At 53.8% G+C, this 18,034-nt stretch carries 21 protein-coding genes; 14 read left to right on the top strand and 7 right to left on the bottom strand.

Going from position 1 to position 18,034, the window contains the following annotated elements; genetic code table 11:
- Positions 1 to 2: 2 nt before the first annotated feature.
- From VXJ35_RS02315 to VXJ35_RS02295, 5 genes are all read right to left on the bottom strand, one after another.
- The gene (locus tag VXJ35_RS02315) at positions 3 to 1,181 is read right to left on the bottom strand and encodes an efflux RND transporter periplasmic adaptor subunit (protein ID WP_231914832.1); all 1,179 of its coding nucleotides are present in this window, start codon (positions 1,179 to 1,181) and stop codon (positions 3 to 5) included.
- A 17-nt stretch (positions 1,182 to 1,198) separates the two neighbouring features.
- A complete protein-coding gene (locus VXJ35_RS02310; protein WP_064020330.1) occupies positions 1,199 to 2,530 on the bottom strand; it encodes a TolC family protein in 1,332 nt (443 codons plus the stop codon).
- 315 nt (positions 2,531 to 2,845) lie between these two features.
- Positions 2,846 to 2,998, bottom strand: a complete 153-nt coding sequence (locus VXJ35_RS02305) for a hypothetical protein (protein ID WP_157198044.1) — start codon at positions 2,996 to 2,998, stop codon at positions 2,846 to 2,848.
- 268 nt (positions 2,999 to 3,266) lie between these two features.
- Positions 3,267 to 3,581 (bottom strand): hypothetical protein, encoded by a 315-nt coding sequence (locus VXJ35_RS02300; protein WP_064020329.1) that lies wholly within the window; start codon positions 3,579 to 3,581, stop codon positions 3,267 to 3,269.
- 122 nt (positions 3,582 to 3,703) lie between these two features.
- Positions 3,704 to 3,844 (bottom strand): hypothetical protein, encoded by a 141-nt coding sequence (locus tag VXJ35_RS02295; RefSeq protein WP_157198043.1) that lies wholly within the window; start codon positions 3,842 to 3,844, stop codon positions 3,704 to 3,706.
- Positions 3,845 to 4,189: 345 nt separating this feature from the next.
- Between VXJ35_RS02295 and VXJ35_RS02290 the strand changes: the two genes are divergently transcribed.
- The 10 genes from VXJ35_RS02290 (at position 4,190) to VXJ35_RS02245 (ending at position 12,024) form a co-directional block, all read left to right on the top strand.
- Positions 4,190 to 6,955 carry a DEAD/DEAH box helicase family protein gene (locus tag VXJ35_RS02290; RefSeq protein WP_064020328.1) on the top strand — a complete coding sequence of 922 codons (2,766 nt, stop codon included), beginning with the start codon at positions 4,190 to 4,192 and terminating at the stop codon, positions 6,953 to 6,955.
- 44 nt (positions 6,956 to 6,999) lie between these two features.
- Positions 7,000 to 7,227 carry a hypothetical protein gene (locus tag VXJ35_RS02285; RefSeq protein WP_064020327.1) on the top strand — a complete coding sequence of 76 codons (228 nt, stop codon included), beginning with the start codon at positions 7,000 to 7,002 and terminating at the stop codon, positions 7,225 to 7,227.
- Positions 7,224 to 7,610, top strand: a complete 387-nt coding sequence (locus tag VXJ35_RS02280) for a type II toxin-antitoxin system VapC family toxin (RefSeq protein ID WP_064020326.1) — start codon at positions 7,224 to 7,226, stop codon at positions 7,608 to 7,610. The genes VXJ35_RS02285 and VXJ35_RS02280 overlap by 4 nt, the downstream gene beginning before the upstream one ends.
- A gap of 13 nt (positions 7,611 to 7,623) precedes the next feature.
- Positions 7,624 to 7,764, top strand: coding sequence for a type I restriction-modification enzyme R subunit C-terminal domain-containing protein (locus VXJ35_RS02275; RefSeq protein ID WP_082880770.1), 141 nt, complete (start codon positions 7,624 to 7,626; stop codon positions 7,762 to 7,764).
- Between the two features lie 34 nt (positions 7,765 to 7,798).
- Entirely contained in the window at positions 7,799 to 8,065 is a 267-nt protein-coding gene (locus tag VXJ35_RS02270) for a DUF4160 domain-containing protein (protein ID WP_064020325.1), read from the top strand.
- Positions 8,058 to 8,327, top strand: a complete 270-nt coding sequence (locus VXJ35_RS02265) for a DUF2442 domain-containing protein (protein ID WP_064020324.1) — start codon at positions 8,058 to 8,060, stop codon at positions 8,325 to 8,327. The genes VXJ35_RS02270 and VXJ35_RS02265 overlap by 8 nt, the downstream gene beginning before the upstream one ends.
- 83 nt (positions 8,328 to 8,410) lie before the next feature.
- Positions 8,411 to 9,940, top strand: a complete 1,530-nt coding sequence (locus tag VXJ35_RS02260; RefSeq protein ID WP_064020323.1) for a restriction endonuclease subunit S — start codon at positions 8,411 to 8,413, stop codon at positions 9,938 to 9,940.
- Positions 9,933 to 10,166 (top strand): DUF4160 domain-containing protein, encoded by a 234-nt coding sequence (locus VXJ35_RS02255; protein WP_064020322.1) that lies wholly within the window; start codon positions 9,933 to 9,935, stop codon positions 10,164 to 10,166. Before VXJ35_RS02260 ends, VXJ35_RS02255 begins: the two co-directional genes overlap by 8 nt.
- A 7-nt stretch (positions 10,167 to 10,173) precedes the next feature.
- Complete coding sequence (locus tag VXJ35_RS02250; protein WP_082409911.1) at positions 10,174 to 10,530, top strand: DUF2442 domain-containing protein; 357 nt, start codon at positions 10,174 to 10,176, stop codon at positions 10,528 to 10,530.
- Positions 10,531 to 10,548: 18 nt separating this feature from the next.
- On the top strand, positions 10,549 to 12,024 hold the full coding sequence (locus VXJ35_RS02245) for a class I SAM-dependent DNA methyltransferase (protein WP_064020321.1): 1,476 nt from the start codon (positions 10,549 to 10,551) through the stop codon (positions 12,022 to 12,024).
- A 90-nt stretch (positions 12,025 to 12,114) separates the two neighbouring features.
- Here the strand turns inward: VXJ35_RS02245 and VXJ35_RS02240 are convergent, their stop codons facing one another.
- Positions 12,115 to 12,978: a YicC/YloC family endoribonuclease gene (locus VXJ35_RS02240; protein WP_054763036.1), complete on the bottom strand. Its 864-nt coding sequence runs from the start codon at positions 12,976 to 12,978 to the stop codon at positions 12,115 to 12,117.
- Between the two features lie 43 nt (positions 12,979 to 13,021).
- On the opposite strand from VXJ35_RS02240, the gene VXJ35_RS02235 reads away from it, so the two are divergent.
- From VXJ35_RS02235 to VXJ35_RS02220, 4 genes are all read left to right on the top strand, one after another.
- Positions 13,022 to 13,921 carry a serine/threonine-protein kinase gene (locus VXJ35_RS02235; RefSeq protein ID WP_054763035.1) on the top strand — a complete coding sequence of 300 codons (900 nt, stop codon included), beginning with the start codon at positions 13,022 to 13,024 and terminating at the stop codon, positions 13,919 to 13,921.
- Positions 13,922 to 13,982: 61 nt separating this feature from the next.
- Positions 13,983 to 14,732 (top strand): ribonuclease PH, encoded by a 750-nt coding sequence (gene rph / locus VXJ35_RS02230; RefSeq protein WP_054763034.1) that lies wholly within the window; start codon positions 13,983 to 13,985, stop codon positions 14,730 to 14,732.
- 4 nt (positions 14,733 to 14,736) lie between these two features.
- Positions 14,737 to 15,321 (top strand): RdgB/HAM1 family non-canonical purine NTP pyrophosphatase, encoded by a 585-nt coding sequence (gene rdgB, locus VXJ35_RS02225; protein ID WP_064020320.1) that lies wholly within the window; start codon positions 14,737 to 14,739, stop codon positions 15,319 to 15,321.
- Positions 15,318 to 16,391, top strand: coding sequence for a phosphotransferase enzyme family protein (locus VXJ35_RS02220; protein WP_064020319.1), 1,074 nt, complete (start codon positions 15,318 to 15,320; stop codon positions 16,389 to 16,391). Before rdgB ends, VXJ35_RS02220 begins: the two co-directional genes overlap by 4 nt.
- 83 nt (positions 16,392 to 16,474) lie before the next feature.
- Here VXJ35_RS02220 and VXJ35_RS02215 read toward each other — a convergent pair whose 3' ends face one another.
- Positions 16,475 to 18,034, bottom strand: a complete 1,560-nt coding sequence (locus tag VXJ35_RS02215; protein WP_064020318.1) for a SulP family inorganic anion transporter — start codon at positions 18,032 to 18,034, stop codon at positions 16,475 to 16,477.

Raw genomic sequence — 18,034 nt, 5'->3', positions numbered from 1 at the left:
GACTATGGGTTGGCATCGTTGACATCTTCTTCGGCGCGCAACACCAACGCCCCCTCGGTAACCAATTGCTCCCCGGGCTGCAAACCCTCGGTCACCACCGCCCTATCCTTCAGCCGCAAACCCATTTTTACCGGCCGCTGCTTATAGTGGTTTTCGTCGACGGCGACAAACACGTAGTCGGATTCGTCTTCGGTGAATACCGCGGTCAACGGCACCACAATGGCCAGGGCATCCGGCGGACTTTCGACGTTGATGGAGGCATACATGCCCGGCAGCAAGCGGCCGTCCGGATTAGGCAAGGCGCAACGCACTTGCACGCTACGGGTGGTTTCGCTCAAGACCTGGCCGACGTACTCTATCGTCGCCGGAAAGGTTTCGCCCGGGTAAGCCGGCACTGAAATATTCAATTGTTGGCCGGGCTTGATTTTGGCCAGATTGACTTCGAACACGTCCATCACCACCGTTAGCCGTTGCATATCGGAAACGACGAACAAAGGCTTGTCCAAATCCTGACCGACCTGTTGCCCCGGATTGACGTTACGCTCCACCACCACGCCGTTTATCGGCGAACGCAAGGCGAAGCGGGCATTGTTTTGGGCCGAGACCAATTGCAGATTTTTCAAGCGGTTTTGCGCCCGTTGCACTTCGCTGCGGGCTTGGCTCAAATCGTCCTCGGCCTGTTCCAAATCCTTACGCGAGACGACCTTGCCTTGATACAACTCTTGCTGGCGCCGGAACGCATGCTCGGCCAAGGTCACTTGCGCTTGCGCCTTGGCGTAATCGGCCTGGGCATCCGCCACCTCCGGACTATGCAATTCCAATAACACGGTTCCGGCCTCGACTTTACTCCCCAGCGGCAAAGGATTGTTCAGCACTCGGCCGCTGACCGGAGAACTGATTCGGGACGTCGCACTTTCGTTATAGGCGATTTTACCGGCCAGCGGCTCCAGCAACGGCGGCCGGGTCAGGCTCAGCCTACTGGTTTTGACATAGGCTTTCTTCGGCGAATCGGGGGTTAAGTAAACTTCGCCGGGAACCGCCTGAACCACAGGTTGCGGCTGGCGTTTATCGGCGGATTCGGAACAGGCATTCAGCACTAACAATGCCAGCAACCCGAACCGGGCGCAGCAACGGTGTAATCGGAACATCGCTTGCTTATTCATGAAAGGGGTTTTGTACATGGGAAAGAACCGGCCTTTTATTTCGGACCGGCGGTTGCGGCAGGATGGCCGGCGCTTGGTTCGATGCCTAACGCTTTGCCCAAATCGTAGTAGGCGTTGGTGCGATTGATCATGGCCGCATAGTAATCGCGCATCACGCTCTTATAGCTGCGTTGCGCTTCGATAAACTCCAGCACGCCGGTCGCGCCTTTTCTAAAGGCCAGTTCCGCGCTGTCGCGTACGCTACGGGCATCGTCCAGCAAGCCGCCGTCGAAGCGTTGCACGATTTTATCGGCGCTGTTCCACGCCGCCAGCGCGCTGACGATGTCGTTGCGAATGCCGAGCTCGGTTTGTTCGACCGCCAGTTGCGATTGGTTCAGATTGACTGTCGCCTTGTCCGCCTCGCCCTGGTATTGGTAAAACAACGGCAGCGGCACGCTGAAACCGACAAAGGCGGAATTCAAGGAATTGTTACTCGGATCGCGGGCGTAGCCGGCGTTGACCGTGACATCAGGGTATTTCAAGCGCCGCGCCAGCTCCAATTCCTTTTTCGCCTGTTCGGTGCGCTGTTTGTCGGCTTGCAGATCGGGACGTTGGTGCAAGGCCCGATCGATCAATTCGTGCTTATCGCCGGTTTGGCCTATGTCGGCCAACGCCGGCCAGGCGTCCTGCGCTTCGATGCGCAAACTCTGTTCCGGCCAGCGCAGCAACACCGCCAGTGCCGCCTGGGCCTGCTCGACCGCGGCTTGGGCGCTGTCCAGATCGGATTGGGCACGCAACCCCTCCATTTTCACCCGCAAATAATCGGCCTCGGCAATGTCGCCGCTTTTCAGACGCAACGCGTTGGCTTCGCCTATTTCGCGGTAATGGCCGGCAATCTCTTCGGCTAACCAGCGGTTCTTTTGCGCCAGTAACAAATCGAAATAAGCATCGCGCACCATGTTGCTGAAGATGCGCACGGCATCGCGCAAATCGCTCTCGGCTGCCTGCGTGGCAAAGCCGCTGCTCTGCATCCGCAAACCGCGCTTACCGGCCACTTCGATTAATTGGCTGAAAGAAAAATATTCGGCCGGCCCGCACGATACGCTGGGGCTATGGTTGCAACCGATAGCATTGGAGCCCATGTTGGGATTGTTACCGATTTCGGAGACTTGAACACCGAACACCGGATTGGGAATCGCCCCGGCCACCACTTGTTCGGCGCGCGCTTGGTCGATGTTGTATTGCGCGGCAATCAAATCCAGGTTGCGCTGGTAAAACAGAGCAACGACCTCGTCGACCGACACTTGCGATTGTTGCGAATAAGCCGAACCGGCCGTAAGTAAACTCAAGCCGGCGATAGCCATAAATCGGGTACGGGAAACTTTCATTGGCAATCGGCGTCTTTCGATTAAATTTAGTCAATGCTACATAGCAACGTTTAGGCCACAAACAGTGCGCCGCCCAAAACCGTCTCGCAGCACGCGCAAAGGTGGGCGATTCTAGCAAATAAGTAGCGAAACGCTACCGAATTGTGCACAACTTGCCGTACCCGTCGGTTTGGCGGGAAATTTCGGTTAACGGCCGGTTGAAATCAACCGATAAGAACTGGTTGAAAATAACAGACGAAAGCTCGTCAAAGAGATGCGGCCACAAAAAAGCCGGCGACAAGCCGGCTTCTCCGTTCTGCTCGATTGCGCTTAGCGTTAGCCGCCTGCGACAGCTACTTGGTGTTGATCGAGGTAAGCGCTGCTGATTCTGTAACCGCGCGATTTCAATTCCTTCGCCAATCCCGGGCTCATTTTGTCCGGGCTGATGTGCGAAATGACTTTACCGAATTTTTTGATGTTATAGCGCATAGCAATCATCTCCAACCTCCAGCGATATCCAATAGCCCTTTAAACTAAACCGAATGGTTCCGAACGCCGATACGACAGCCCGGTAGCCACAAAATTCCGTGATTTCCGCGATTTTGCAAATTTTTACCGAGAGTGTCTCGTGCGTTACCCGGTATTGAATATTTTTTTTCCGCATCGGGCCATCGCCATTTATCGACAGGCACAAAAAAGCCGCTGATTAAAGCGGCTTTGGATATCTGGTTTTGGGAGCCTAATTTATGTTTCGTTCCTATTCGGCCTCTGCCGGTTCTGCCGGAGTCGCTTCGGCCGGCTCGGGCTCCGCAGCAGCGTCGGTCTTTACCGAATCGCATTTGCCCGGGACTAGATCGTAAGCGCCGGCCCAGCAACGGGCTTCGACATAATATTTAGCGTAATCGATAAAGGCGACACCGGAACAGTCTTCGTATTTGATCGCCGGAGCCGCACTAGCATCTTTGTCGTCGAAAGTTCGTATTGACTTACAGTAGTCAACCGCTCTGGCCTGAACCGCGCCGGACACCAGACCGAGCAACAACACTCCCCAAAATTTGTTTACCGAACTCATTTAACCATCCCCGAAAATTGAAACCGTTGCCCGCAAACCAACAGATTGACCAATTTCGGCTGATTCGTCAACCGCAACCGATTGCCGCTCGCTCCGCTCGAAAACGGCCGGCAATCCGCCGGTCAATGAGTTTCCGCGCTGTTCCAGGCTTCCGACATCAAATCCACAAATTCCTTGCCAACTACGCGAATCAATTGCAAAGCAGCAATAACCACCAAAGCTCCGATGACCAAACCGGACAATATGACAATAACCATCTTCATAACCACCCCCGAAATTGACAGCAAAAATGGACTAGGGATGGCGAGTATTCACATAAAACCGGCAAAAAGCAACTGGATTAAAGTCCACTTAAGACATTGATTATTCAGGAATTAAGCATGTCAATCACTTACGAATTAATATTAATGTAAATTCGTGCATACGCGGCCGATTCGCAACCCTGCCGATTTTCAATTCCTGTTGCAGACCAGGCGCGGCCAGCCAAAGCGCGTATTGATATCCGGCCGGCTGCCGTTCTAATCCGTAGCCCGTTTCATTTATACTGGCAAAAACTAACGGCCGAATTTATTACTCAACAAACCGAGCACTGCGCGTAACGGACTGCCATGCCCAGCAACCAAAACCCGGAACAAATCGCCCGCGATCATATCGACAAGCTGTTGCAACAGGCCGGTTGGGCGGTGCAAAACAAAAACCAAATCGACCTACATAGCGGCCTGGGCCAAGCGGTCAGGGAATACCAAACCGACACCGGCCCCGCCGATTACATCCTGTTCGTTGACGGCAAACCGGTCGGCGTCATCGAGGCCAAAGCAGAAAGCCTAGGCCACAAGCTCACCACAGTCGAAGAGCAAACCGCCGAATACGCCGCCGCCAAACTGAAATGGGTCAATAGCCAAGGACCGCTGCCATTTTTGTACGAAAGCACCGGCGCCATTACCCGCTTTACCGATGCTCGCGACCCCAAGCCACGCTCTCGCGAAGTGTTCAGCTTTCACCGGCCGGAAACGCTAAAGGAATGGTTAGATCAAGGCTGTTCGTTGCGTCATCGACTGCAAAGCCTGCCGCATCTTAATCCGCAAGGCTTGCGCGAGTGCCAGGAAATCGCCATCAACAACCTGGAAGACTCGTTCAAACACAATCGACCCCGCGCGCTGATCCAAATGGCCACCGGTTCCGGCAAAACCTATACCGCCATCACCGCTATGTATCGGCTGCTGAAATTTGGCGAAGCCAAACGCATTCTGTTTCTGGTCGATACCCGCAATTTGGGCGAACAGGCCGAGCAGGAAATGATGAGTTATCTGCCCAACGACGATAACCGCAAATTCACCGAGCTTTACAGCGTGCAGCGCCTGCAATCGTCGTATGTCGCCAAGGATAGTCAGGTCTGCATCAGCACCATCCAGCGCCTGTATTCCATCCTCAAAGGCGAAGAGCTCGACAGCAGCCTGGAAGACATTAACCCGGCTGAACAACTCACCAAACCCAAGCAGCCGATGCCGGTGGTGTATAACGACAAGGTGCCGTTGGAGTTTTTTGATTTTATCTTCATCGACGAATGCCACCGCTCGATCTACAACGTGTGGCAACAAGTGCTGGATTACTTCGACAGTTTTTTAATCGGCCTCACCGCAACGCCGGATAACCGCACCTACGGATTCTTCAAGAAAAACGTGGTCAGCGAATACACCCACGAAAAAGCCGTAGCGGATGGCGTCAATGTCGGTAATGAAATTTACCTGATCGAAACCCACATTAGCCAGTCCGGCGGCAAAATCCCGGCCAAACTGCAAATTCAAAAACGCGAAAAACTCACCCGCAAAAAACGCTGGGAGCAGCAAGATCAGGACGAAACCTACACCAACAAGGAACTGGACAACAGCGTCGTCAACCCCGACCAGATTCGCACCGTGATTCGTGCCTATCAACAAAATTGGCAGACGATGTTCCCCGGTCGGCAGGAAGTCCCCAAAACCCTGATATTTGCCAAAACCGACAGCCACGCCGACGACATCATTCAGACCGTGCGCGAAGAATTTGCGGAAGGTAATGCCTTTTGTAAAAAGGTCACCTATAAAGCCGATGAAGACCCCAAATCCACCCTGGCCGATTTTCGCAACGCCTACCATCCTCGCATCGCCGTTACCGTAGATATGATTGCCACCGGCACCGACGTCAAACCGTTGGAATGCCTGCTGTTCATGCGCGACGTGCGCAGCCGCAATTACTTCGAGCAAATGAAAGGCCGTGGCACCCGCACCCTGGATATGGACGGCCTGAAAAAAGTCACGCCGTCGGCGCAAACCGGCAAAACCCATTACGTCATCGTCGATGCGGTCGGCGTGACCACCTCGTTAAAAACCGCCAGCCAGCCGCTGATTACCAAACCCGGCGTCTCGTTAAAAGACTTGGCGATGGGGGTGATGATGGGCGCCCACGACAGCGACGCCGTCAGCTCGTTGGCCGGACGCCTGGCGCGGCTGAATCAGCAACTGGATGCCAACGACCATAAGCAAATCCAGCAACAGAGCGGCGGAATCAGCCTTAGCCAACTGGTCGGCGCCTTGTTTAATGCCATCGACCCGGATGCGGTCAGCCAAAAAGCCTGCGAACTGGCCGGCTTGCCCGCCGATGCCGACCCCAGCGAACAACAGTACCAGCAAGCCCAGGCGCAACTGGTTAAAGAAGCTGCCAAAGTCTTAAACGGGCCGTTGATCGAAGTGCTCGACAACATCCGCCGCGACAAGGAACAAACCATCGACCACCACAATCTCGATCACTTGACCTTCGCCGGTTGGTCAGCCGAAGCCGCCGAACATGCCAGCAGCCTGGCCCAGCAATTCGCCGACTTCCTCGCCAGCCATCAAGACCAAATCGAAGCGCTGAGCATTTTCTACAGCCAGCCGCACCGCCGCCGCGAGATCAGCAACGCCATGATTCACCAAATTTTGGCGCTACTCAAAGCCAATCAACCCAAACTGGCGCCGCTGCATGTCTGGCAAGCCTACAGCCAACTCGACAACTATCAGGGCAAACAACCGGTCAGCGAACTGACCGCCTTGATCGCGTTGATTCGCCGGGTTTGCGGACTGGATAAACAACTGACCCATTTCGAAGACATCGTGCGCCGCAACTTTCAAACCTGGATCATGCAACACCACGCTGGCAACCCCAACAAATTTACTGAAGAACAACTAGCGTGGTTGCAAATGATCCGCGACCGAATCGCCGTCTCCTACCACATCGACCGCGACGACCTGGAACTGGCCCCGTTCGACGGCCAGGGCGGCTTGAGCAAGATGTACCAGTTGTTTGGCGCGGAGATGGATACGATATTGGATGAATTGAATGAGGCTCTAGCGGCCTGAGCTTGTTAAAATTGAACTCAGCAACTATTCACCGGAACACCATTATGCACGCCATCGAATTGCCCGCAGATATTGACCAAAACCACCAGATTCATTTGCAATTACCCGATACCGTTAAGGCCGGTAAAGCCAAAGTGATTGTGATGTATGAGGAAAGGGCCGCGCAATCATCAAAACCCTTCACGTTCGGTTTATTTGCCGGACAAATACAAATAAGTGATGATTTTGATGAGCCATTACCAGACAGCTTTTGGTTAGAAGGAAAAATATGAAGCTATTGCTTGATACGCATATTTTTCTTTGGCTAAATGACGATCCAAAACAACTCGCCTCAACAGTACAAACATTATTAAGTTCAGGTGAGCACGAACTTTATTTGAGCATAGCAACACCCTGGGAAATACAAATAAAATGCCAATTGGGCAAGTTGTCTTTAGCTATGCCCATCGAAGAATTAGTAGATAAAAACAGAACAGAAAACAACATTCAATTATTGCCTGTAGAGCTTTCGCATATTAGTTATTTGGCACAATTGCCGCCGCATCACAAAGATCCTTTTGATCGTATTCTTATCGCTCAGGCGATTGTTGAAGATATGACAATCATTACTGCTGATCATGCGTTTACTAATTATTCTGTTCCAGTTTTATGGTAAGTAGTGGTCAGATGTGGATTTTAGCTCAAACTGTGATCATCCCCTGGAACTAGCCCCGTTCGACGGCCAGGGCGGCTTGAGCAAGATGTACCAGTTGTTTGGCGCGGAGATGGATACGATATTGGATGAATTGAATGAGGCGTTGGCGGCATGAGTTTGCAATATGACCGATTGAAGCGGGGTTTATAATGCCGATCATTTCCTATTTTTTTGGTATCTACATCCGTATGTACCATGACGACCATAACCCACCGCATTTTCATGTCGAATATCAAGGTCATGAAGCCTTAATTGCCATCGAAACCGGCGAGGTATTGGCCGGTTCGTTACCCAATAAAGCGCTTAAATTAGTTCGCGACTGGGCTATCGAACACCAAAGTGAATTGTTAATCGATTGGCAATATGCGATCGAACTCAAACCCTTACAGCGAATTCCGGGAGCCGATAATGATTAAAATCATCCGTATAGAACCTCTCGAGGGCAAACTCTTGCGCTTGTATTTTTCCGATGCCAGCCATGGCGACTACGATTTGCAACCGCTCATTGCCCGGCATACTGAATTGGTACAACCGTTAACCGATGATAACTATTTCAAACGCTGCTATTTGGAATTAGGCGCTTTATGCTGGCCAAATGGTTTAGAACTGAGTCCGGCCAATATTCATCGCAAGTTAGCCGAGCGGCAATTGTTGCGTTATGAAGAGAAAGTGGCTTGAGCAAGATTTATCAGCTGTTTGGGGCGGAGATGGATACGGTGTTGGATGAATTGAATGAGGCGTTGGCGGCCTAAAATATATAAATGGATAAAATGCAACCAATCGTAAATGCAATGGAATTACCAACTTCGTGGGCAGTAGTTAAACTGGGGGACTTTGTTAACAGTGAAAAAGGAAAGAAACCCTTAATCGAGTCGAATACAGAAACATCAACACATTCTTTACCATACATCGATATTCAAGCCTTTGAAGAAGGTGTTATCAAATCGTGGACAGATGGTGTTGGCTGTCGATTATGTTTTGATACGGATTTTTTGATGGTGTGGGATGGGTCAAGGTCAGGATTAGTTGGTAAGGGTGTTAATGGTGCGCTTGGCAGTACGTTGGTTCGCATTAACTTCCCATCAATGGTGAATGACTATGCCTTTTATTTCCTGCAGTCTAAATATCAGCAAATCAATACCAGAGCAAAAGGCAGTGGTACGCCGCATGTTGACCCTGATTTACTCTGGAATTACCAATTTCCAATTCCTCCGGTAAACGAACAACACCGTATCGTCGCCAAAATCGAAGCCTTGTTTTCCGAGCTGGACAAAGGCATCGAAAGTTTTAAAACCGCCCGCGAGCAACTGAAAATCTACCGGCAAGCGTTGTTGAAACACGCCTTTTCCGGCAAGCTCACCGAGCAATGGCGGGCGGAGAATGCGGGTAAATTGGAAAGCGCCGAAACCTTACTGCAACGCATCCAAACCGAACGCGAGCAACGCTATCACCAACAACTCAAAGACTGGGAAGTCAGCGGCAAATCCGGCAGCAAACCCAAAGCCCCCAAAACCTTGCCGCCGCTGACCACGGAAGAATTGGCCGAGTTGCCGGAATTGCCTGAGTGTTGGGCAACTATCAAGATTGATGAGATTCTCTCATTAGATAAAAAACCAATGACCACTGGTCCTTTTGGTACTGCGTTAAAGAAAAATGAACACAGATCAACTGGTATTCCAGTATTAGGAATTGAAAACATAGGCAATGGAGTTTTTCTTCGCGGGAATAAAATTTTTGTTTCTGAAGAAAAAGGTAAAGAACTTGAATCATTCAGCGTGGAGGCAAACGATATTGTTATCTCTCGATCAGGAACCGTTGGGGAAATATGTAAAGTTCCAGACAGCTTTGGCAAGGCATATATTTCTACCAATTTAATTCGTGTATCTCTCAATCAGAGGGTAATTAATCCAGATCTATTTGTTTATCTCTTTCAAAGCGGGAGCTTTGTAAAAGAACAAGTAAAGAACCTTTGCAAAGGCTCGTCTCGTGAGTTTTTAAATCAAACGATTCTTTCATCATTAATTTTCCCGTTACCTGGCCTCGATGAACAAAATCAAATTGTTTCTGAAATAGACTCAAGAATATCAATGGTTGAACAACTCGACCAAACCATCACCACCGCCCTGCAACAAGCCGAAGCCCTGCGCCAGTCCATCCTGAAAAAAGCCTTCTCCGGCCAATTAGTCCCACAAGACCCAAACGACGAACCGGCCAGCGTGTTGTTGGAACGGATACGCGCCGAGCAAGCCGTGTCGGACAAACCTAAAACAAGGAAAACCAAACATGCCTGAAATCTGCCGCTTTCTCGGTATCGTGATTTTGATGTATTTCGACGATCACAATCCGCCGCATTTTCATGTCAAATACAACGACTATAAAGCGGTAATGGACATCCAAACGCTCAATATTCTGGCGGGTTATTTACCCGGCAAGGTTCGCGGCTTGGTGGAAGAATGGGCGGAATTGCTGATCATGTGGCAGAGCAAGGATTTTCATAAACTCGAACCCCTGGTGTGAGGTGAACATGATTATTAGCGTAACTCAAGCAGAGTATCTGGGTGACTACCGATTACGCCTGCACTTCAACGACGGCGCGAACGGTGAGGTGGATTTGCAGGATTTAGTTTTCAAATACCCGGCAGCAGAACCCTTACGCGATAAAAGCCGCTTTCAACAATTCAGCCTGGATGAATGGTCTACCGTGGTTTGGGATTGCGGCTTCGATGTGTCGCCCGAAACCTTGTACGAGCGGGCGACGGGGAAGAACATTACTTGGTTAGAAATCATAAACGATATCAACACTTCGCTAGCGCAACTTGCGTCTGGCGAACGTTTGCCCTTATCCGACACACTGCAATCTGTGCGTCAATCTTATGAATAAACTGTTAGAAAACTGTTAATGAACGCCGAATCCATCGTTTCCAAAGTCTGGAGTTTTTGTACCACCCTGCGCGACGACGGCGTGGGTTATGGCGATTATCTGGAACAACTGACTTACTTGATCTTCCTGAAAATGGCCGACGAGTACAGCCGGCCGCCGCATAACCGCAATGTCGGCATTCCGGCCGACTACAACTGGCAAAGCCTGAAAGCCAAAAAAGGCGCGGCGCTGGAAGGGCATTATGTGCTGTTGCTGCGCGAACTGGGCAACAAGCCGGGGATGCTGGGGCAGATTTTCACCAAGGCGCAAAACAAGATTCAAGACCCCGCCAAGTTGTCGCGGCTAATCGAGCTGGTCAACGATACCGATTGGGTGTTGTTGGGTGCGGACACCAAGGGCACTATTTACGAGGGTCTGCTGGAAAAAAACGCGGAGGATACCAAGTCCGGCGCCGGCCAATACTTTACGCCGAGGGCTTTGATCAAAACGATGGTGGAATGTGTGCGGCCTGAGCCGAGCAAGAGCATTGCCGACCCGGCCTGCGGCACCGGCGGATTCTTTTTGGCGGCCTATGATTTTTTGAAAACCCATTATCCGTTGGATAAAAAGCAGTTGGCGTTTTTGAAGCACGAAACTTTTTACGGTAACGAGATCGTCGCCAACACGCGCCGCCTGTGCTTGATGAACATGTTTTTGCATAACATAGGCGAGATCGACGGCAACAGTGCCGTATCTGCCAACGATGCCTTGGTATCGCCGCCGGCGGAAACGGTGGATTATGTGTTGGCCAATCCGCCGTTTGGTAAGAAAAGCAGCATGACTTTTACCAACGAGGAAGGCGAGCAGGAAAAAGACGATTTAACCTATAACCGCCAGGACTTCTGGGCCACCACGTCCAACAAGCAGTTGAACTTCGTGCAGCACATTCGCAGCATGCTGAAAATCAGCGGCCGTGCCGCCGTGGTGGTGCCGGATAATGTGTTGTTTGAAGGCGGTGCCGGAGAAAAAGTCCGCCAAAAGCTGATGCAGAATACCGACCTGCATACCATTCTGCGGCTGCCGACAGGGATTTTTTACGCCAACGGCGTCAAGGCGAACGTGCTGTTTTTTGATAACCGCGAGGCCAGCCCGAATCCTTGGACCAAGGAAATCTGGTATTACGATTACCGCACCAACATCCACCACACGCTGAAAAAGAAACCCCTGCGCTTCGAGGATTTACAGGATTTTATCGCCTGCTACAACCCGGCCAACCGCCAGCAACGCAGCGAAACCTGGCACGAGCAAACCAACCCGGAAGGCCGCTGGCGCAAGTTCAGCTACGAGCAAATCCTGGCCAGAGACAAAACCAGTCTGGATATTTTTTGGCTGAAGGACAAGTCGTTGGCCGATCTGGATAATCTGCCGGAACCGGATGATATTGCGGCGGAGATTATCGATAACGTGGAGGCTGGGCTGGCGTGTTTTCGGGAGATTGCCGGGATGTTGGGCTAATCCGCACGGTGGCGGCCGCATCCCCGGCCGGATAACGGGAGCATTCGGGCCGGGAATAATCGAAATTCCCCGGCCAGCCAGCGCTTGGCGTTACTCGATGTTCTGAATCTGCTCGCGCATCTGCTCGATCAATACTTTCAAATCGATCGAGATCTGGGTCATTTCCCGGTCGGCGGATTTGGAGCCTAGCGTATTGGCTTCCCGGTTCATTTCCTGCATCAGAAAATCCAGGCGGCGGCCGGTGGGTTCCGGCTGTTTTAATGCGCGCAGCACTTCCAACACATGGGTTTCCAGCCGGTCCAGCTCTTCCGCCACGTCTAACTTTTGCGCCAGCAGTACCAGCTCCTGCTCCAGCCGGTCGAAATTGGGCTCGGCCACCATTTCCAGTACCCGCGCCGTCAGTTTGTTGCGCAAGTTGTTCAATACCTCGGGCATGCGTTTGTGGGCGGCTTCGACCAGCAGCATCACCTTCTGGCAACGGTCTTCCAGCAATTGCGCCAGTTGTGCCCCCTCGCGGGCACGGGTCTCCAGCATTTTGTCCAAGGTATCGTCCAAAAGCTGGACGATCTTGTCGCGCAAGGCCTCCTTGTCGGTTTCCTGCTCTTGCTGCACGCCGGGGAAAGCCAACACGTCGAGCGCGGAAAAGGCTTGCGGATTGTGCATTTCGGCTTCGATGGCCGCGGTAGCCGCCAGCAGCCGCTGCACGATTTCGCGGTTGACGTTGAAGCTGGCTTCGCCGGCCTGCTTCTTGTAACTCAAGCAACATTCGATCTTGCCGCGTTTCAGTTTTTCCGAGATCAAACGGCGGACATCGGCTTCGGCAAAGCGCAAACGCTCGGGCAGCTTGACGCTGACATCGCTGTAACGGTGGTTAACCGAACGCAATTCGCACAAGATAGTCAGGTTGTCGGCACTCATTTCGCCGTCCGCGAACGCGGTCATGCTTCTAATCATTTTTCACCTATAATCTTCACGCTTTACCCGTGCAGCTTTGCCCATGGCCGAATACTACGATCCGGAAACCTACCCGAAACAATGGAACTACCTGCAATCGGGAACCATTATAGATCAGTACATGATCGAGCGGGAATTGGCGCACGGCGGCTTCAGTTCGGTGTATCTGGCCCGGCAAATGACGGACCAGACCCAAGTGGCGATCAAGGAATACCTGCCGCGCAAGCTGGCGCACCGCACCTGGAACAACCTGGTGGCGCCGAACGGCGATGAGGCCAAGACCTTGTTCATGCGCGGCCGGGCGCTGTTTTTCGAGGAAGCCAAGGTGCTGGCGATGTTGAAACACCACAACATCGTCGATGTAATCAACTTCTTCCAGGCCAACGATACCGTGTATATGGTCATGACCTACGACTACGGCGTCACGCTGGACAAAATCCTGCACCGCAAAATGCTGCCCATCACCGAAGAGTTCCTGCTGGCGGTATTTCCTCTGCTGCTGAACGGCATCGAGGCCGTGCACCAAAAAGGCTTGGTGCATCTGGATATCAAGCCCGCCAACATTCTGATCCGCGCCGAAAACGATCCGCTGTTGCTGGACTTCGGCGCGATCCGCAAAATTACGCTGGACCCGCAACGCAACCGCGCCAAGGTGCTGACCAACGGCTATTCGCCGATCGAACAATACGACAACAACGGCAACCTCGGCCCCTGGTCGGATATCTACGCCGTCGGCGCCAGCATGCGCGCCTGCCTCGACTTCAAAATCCCGATACCGTCGCCGGACCGGGTCAAACAGGACAACTTGCCGCCGGCCGTCAAAGCCCACAAACGCCGGTTTCCGGAATATCTGTTAAAGGCCATCGACTGGGCCATGGCGATTTTTCCGGAAAACCGGCCGCAAAGCGTGGCCGAATTGCAGCAGGCGCTAAGTCCCCAATAGTTAAAAACCGGCCCGGCAAAGCCAGTATAATGCCGCAACTTTTGATACTGCCGAGACACCTATGAGACCAAGCGGACGCAATCCGGACCAATTACGCGAAATTCGTTTTACCTGCCATTACACCAAACACGCCGAAGGCTCGGTGTTGGTGGAATTCGGCGACACCCGGGTCTTGTGCACCGCCAGCGTCGACAACAGCGTCCCCCGGTTTTTGAAAGGCAAGGGCGAGGGCTGGGTCACCGCCGAATACGGCATGCTGCCGCGCTCGACCCACAGCCGGATGGATCGTGAAGCCGGCCGCGGCAAACAAGGCGGCAGAACGCTGGAAATCCAACGCTTGATCGGCCGCTCCTTGCGTGCCGCCATCGACTTGAAGGCGCTGGGCGAGAATACCATCACCATCGATTGCGACGTGATCCAAGCCGACGGCGGCACCCGCACCGCCTCGATTACCGGCGGTTTCGTCGCCCTGTCGATTGCGATCGACCACCTGCTGAAAACCCACAAGATTAAGAAAAACCCGCTGCACGGCCAAGTCGCGTCGGTCTCGGTGGGTATTTACAACGGCGTGCCGGTGTTGGATCTGGACTATGCCGAAGACCATCAGGCCGAAACCGATATGAACGTGGTCATGAACGAAGCCGGCCATTTCATCGAAGTCCAGGGCACCGCCGAGGGCCATGCCTTCAGAAAGGACGAACTCAACGTCATGCTGGAATTGGCCGAATTGGGCATCAACCAACTGATCGAAAAACAACAAGCCGCGTTACGCGACGCCGTAAAACCGGCGCCGCTGCGGGTTGTGCTGTAAACGGATGAGTTCGATTGTTTTAGCCAGCGGCAATCCCGGCAAGATTCGGGAGATCCAGGCCATTCTGCAAAACGACCGGATTCTGCCGCAGTCGCAATTCAACGTCGCCGAGCCGGAGGAAACCGGTTCCACCTTCATCGAAAATGCGATCATCAAGGCCCGCAACGCCGCCGCCCATTGCCGGCTGCCGGCGATTGCCGACGATTCCGGCATCGTGGTCGACGCACTGAACGGCGCGCCCGGCGTGATTTCCGCGCGCTATGCCGGCATTGGCGCCGACGACCGGGCCAATCTGGAAAAACTGCTGGTGGAAATGCGCGAGGTGCCGGATACCTTGCGCAGCGCCCGCTTTGTTTGCGTGATGGTCTATTTGCGCCACGCCGCCGACCCGACGCCGCTGATCGCGCAAGGCGTTTGGGAGGGCAAAATCCTGCGTGCGGCGGTCGGCGAAAACGGCTTCGGTTACGATCCGATCTTCTGGCTGGACCAATACCAATGTTCCTCCGCGCAACTGGCGCCGGAAACCAAAAATGCGATCAGCCACCGCGGCCAAGCCTTGCGGGCGTTGGCCCGGCAGCTAACCCCTTGAACCGGCTGGAACCGATTGCCCGCCGCTTCGCCGGCGGCCGGCGCATCGGCGCGGTCCGGCCGCTAGGCAACGGCTTGATCAACGACACCTTCCTGGTCGAAACGGACGGCGGCAACTTTGTCTTACAAGCCATCAACGAACGGGTTTTCCCGCATCCGGAACGCATCGCCGTCAATTTAAACCTATTGAGCCTGCATATCGGCCGGCAACAAGCCAGTGCGGTGCGGCTACGGATCCCGCGGCTGCTGCCGGCCGCAGACGGCTGGCACATTCGCGACGACGCCAGCGGCCGGGTCTGGCGGGCACTGGAATGGATCGCGCCTTCCGAAAGCCGGGAGCGGCTCGCCAATCCGGCCCAAGCCGGCCAAGTCGGCGCCGCACTCGGCCATTTTCATAGCTTGTGCAGCGCTATGGCCGCCGAAACCCTGCACGACACCCTGCCCGGCTTTCATATCGCGCCGGAATATTTTCGCCAATATCAAACCGCTTTGGCGCAAACGCCAATCTTGCCGGCCAGCCCCGACATTCAACGCTGCCGCGATTTTATCGCCGATTTCGCCGCACAAATCGGCGAGCTGGAACAGGCCAAACACCGCGGCGAATTGGCCGAACGCGTGATTCACGGCGACCCGAAACTGAATAACTTTCTGTTCGAACCGGACAGCGACCGGATTATCGGTTTGGTCGACTTGGATACCGTCAAACCGGGCCTGGTACATTACGATATCGGCGATTGCCTGCGCTCCTGTTGCCACATTCCGGAAACCAACGGTTTCGATCTGCCGCGCTGCCGCACGATTCTGGAGCATTATCTGGCCGAGGCGGGCGGATTTTTTACGGCGGCGGATTACCGTTATCTGTATCCGGCGATTCGCCTGATCCCGTTCGAACTGGGTTTGCGCTTCTTCACCGATTATTTGCAGGGCAACCGTTATTTTAAAGTCGACGACGCCGGCCAAAATCTGCGCCGGGCGCTGGCCCAATTCGAGCTAGTGCGGGACATCGAACGCCAAAGCGGCGCGATACGGGAGTTGATAGCGGGATTGACTCCGGCAGCCGCCCGGGCTTAGACCTGCTTTGCCCGAACGGAATGTCGGTGATAGATAGAGACGGTCGAACAGCCGCCCGCCGCGCTGGCGAGCGGGCCGGCGGATCAATGGCCGGCGGACGGCGTAATGTCTTCCAACGGGATGCCTTGGATTTCCACGGCAATGCCGCGGTCCGGCGCTGCCAGCATGAAATCGCCGATGGTCTCCAGAATATCCAAATCGACGAATTGCGCCTTGTAACCGTCTATCAGCAACTCGCAATCATCCGGTACCTCTTGCAGATACTTGCGCAGCAGGGCCTTGTTCAAAAACGATACGTCTTTATGCAAACGCAACAGATAGTGTTCGCCGTGTTGGGTCAACGTAATCGCGGCGTGGAAATTGGCGCGCAACACGAAGAAGAAGCCGCAGATCATACCGATCGCGATACCGACCAGCAAATCGGTCAACAGAATCGCGCCAACGGTAATGACGAACGGCAGGAATTGGTTCCAGCCCTTGCGGTAAAACTCGACGAACATGCCCGGCTTGGCTAATTTGTAACCGGTTTGCAGCAATATCGCCGCCAGACAGGCCAGCGGAATCATGTTCAGGTACTTGGCGAAAAACAGCACGCTGACCATCAACAGCACGCCGTGGAAAAAGCTGGCCACCCGGGTTTGGCCGCCGGCGTTGATATTGGCCGAACTGCGTACGATTACCGCGGTGATCGGCAAGCCGCCGATCAGGCCGCTGACGACATTGCCCAAGCCCTGCGCCTTCAACTCGCGGTTGGTCGGCGCCACCCGTTTATGCGGGTCCAGCTTATCGACCGCCTCGATGCTCAACAGGGTTTCCAGGCTGGCGATAACGGCGATGGTCACAGCAATCGAATAAATTTTCGGATTATCGAAATAGCTGAAATCCGGTAACCGCAACTGGTTGAGGAAATTGGCGGTACTGCCCAACTCCGGCAACGAAACCAAATGCTTCTCGCTGATCGCCAGTTCCGGAAAATAGCGCAACGCCGCGACATTGAAGCCAACGCCCCAAATCACGGCCAGCAACGGCCCCGGCACCAGCCGAAACGCTTTAACGCGTTTGACGAAAGCGCTGTCCCAAATGATCAGGATCAGCAAGGCCACGACGCTGACCAGCGTCACGCCCGGCGTAATGCCTTCCAATGCTTCCGACAACTCGAAAAAACTCGATTCGGCGGTCTCCTGCATATAGCTCTCGTCGCCTTCGGGGCTGGCGTCGAAACCGGTGGCGTGCGGCGTCTGCTTGATGATCAAAATCAAACCGATGGCCGCCAGCATGCCTTTGATCACCGCCGCCGGAAAAAATGCACCGATGACCCCGGCTTTCAAGAAGCCCAACACAATCTGCAACCCGCCGGCCAGCACGACGCTCAACAAAAAGCCGCCGAAACCGCCCAAAGTCTCTATCGCCTCGAACACGATCACGGTCAGACCGGCGGCCGGACCGGACACACTGAGCTGCGAGCCGCTGGCCCAGGACACCAGCAAACCGCCGATCAGGCCGGCAATGATCCCGGAAAACAGCGGCGCGCCGGACGCCAGCGCCACGCCCAGGCAGAGCGGCAGCGCCACCAGAAAAACCACGATGCCGGCCGGCAAATCCTGGTGCAAATGCTTCAAGTACAAATTCAGTTGCGATGTCAT

It is taken from the genome of Methylomonas sp. DH-1 (assembly GCF_046097555.1).
Taxonomy (GTDB): Bacteria; Pseudomonadota; Gammaproteobacteria; order Methylococcales; family Methylomonadaceae; genus Methylomonas; species Methylomonas koyamae.
This window is presented reverse-complemented; position numbering and strand designations above follow the sequence as displayed.

What these genes read in the sequence shown, in the direction of transcription:
- VXJ35_RS02300 (WP_064020329.1), bottom strand. Translation starts at nt 3,581, where the DNA reads ATGAGTTCGGTAAACAAATTTTGGGGAGTGTTGTTGCTCGGTCTGGTG.
- VXJ35_RS02280 (WP_064020326.1), top strand. Translation starts at nt 7,224, where the DNA reads ATGAAGCTATTGCTTGATACGCATATTTTTCTTTGGCTAAATGACGAT.
- VXJ35_RS02315 (WP_231914832.1), bottom strand. Translation starts at nt 1,181, where the DNA reads ATGTACAAAACCCCTTTCATGAATAAGCAAGCGATGTTCCGATTACAC.
- VXJ35_RS02240 (WP_054763036.1), bottom strand. Translation starts at nt 12,978, where the DNA reads ATGATTAGAAGCATGACCGCGTTCGCGGACGGCGAAATGAGTGCCGAC.
- VXJ35_RS02310 (WP_064020330.1), bottom strand. Translation starts at nt 2,530, where the DNA reads ATGAAAGTTTCCCGTACCCGATTTATGGCTATCGCCGGCTTGAGTTTA.
- VXJ35_RS02255 (WP_064020322.1), top strand. Translation starts at nt 9,933, where the DNA reads ATGCCTGAAATCTGCCGCTTTCTCGGTATCGTGATTTTGATGTATTTC.
- VXJ35_RS02250 (WP_082409911.1), top strand. Translation starts at nt 10,174, where the DNA reads ATGATTATTAGCGTAACTCAAGCAGAGTATCTGGGTGACTACCGATTA.
- VXJ35_RS02245 (WP_064020321.1), top strand. Translation starts at nt 10,549, where the DNA reads ATGAACGCCGAATCCATCGTTTCCAAAGTCTGGAGTTTTTGTACCACC.
- VXJ35_RS02215 (WP_064020318.1), bottom strand. Translation starts at nt 18,034, where the DNA reads ATGACATCGCAACTGAATTTGTACTTGAAGCATTTGCACCAGGATTTG.
- VXJ35_RS02260 (WP_064020323.1), top strand. Translation starts at nt 8,411, where the DNA reads ATGGATAAAATGCAACCAATCGTAAATGCAATGGAATTACCAACTTCG.
- VXJ35_RS02270 (WP_064020325.1), top strand. Translation starts at nt 7,799, where the DNA reads ATGCCGATCATTTCCTATTTTTTTGGTATCTACATCCGTATGTACCAT.
- VXJ35_RS02295 (WP_157198043.1), bottom strand. Translation starts at nt 3,844, where the DNA reads ATGAAGATGGTTATTGTCATATTGTCCGGTTTGGTCATCGGAGCTTTG.
- rdgB (WP_064020320.1), top strand. Translation starts at nt 14,737, where the DNA reads ATGAGTTCGATTGTTTTAGCCAGCGGCAATCCCGGCAAGATTCGGGAG.
- VXJ35_RS02290 (WP_064020328.1), top strand. Translation starts at nt 4,190, where the DNA reads ATGCCCAGCAACCAAAACCCGGAACAAATCGCCCGCGATCATATCGAC.
- VXJ35_RS02285 (WP_064020327.1), top strand. Translation starts at nt 7,000, where the DNA reads ATGCACGCCATCGAATTGCCCGCAGATATTGACCAAAACCACCAGATT.
- VXJ35_RS02305 (WP_157198044.1), bottom strand. Translation starts at nt 2,998, where the DNA reads ATGCGCTATAACATCAAAAAATTCGGTAAAGTCATTTCGCACATCAGC.
- rph (WP_054763034.1), top strand. Translation starts at nt 13,983, where the DNA reads ATGAGACCAAGCGGACGCAATCCGGACCAATTACGCGAAATTCGTTTT.
- VXJ35_RS02235 (WP_054763035.1), top strand. Translation starts at nt 13,022, where the DNA reads ATGGCCGAATACTACGATCCGGAAACCTACCCGAAACAATGGAACTAC.
- VXJ35_RS02265 (WP_064020324.1), top strand. Translation starts at nt 8,058, where the DNA reads ATGATTAAAATCATCCGTATAGAACCTCTCGAGGGCAAACTCTTGCGC.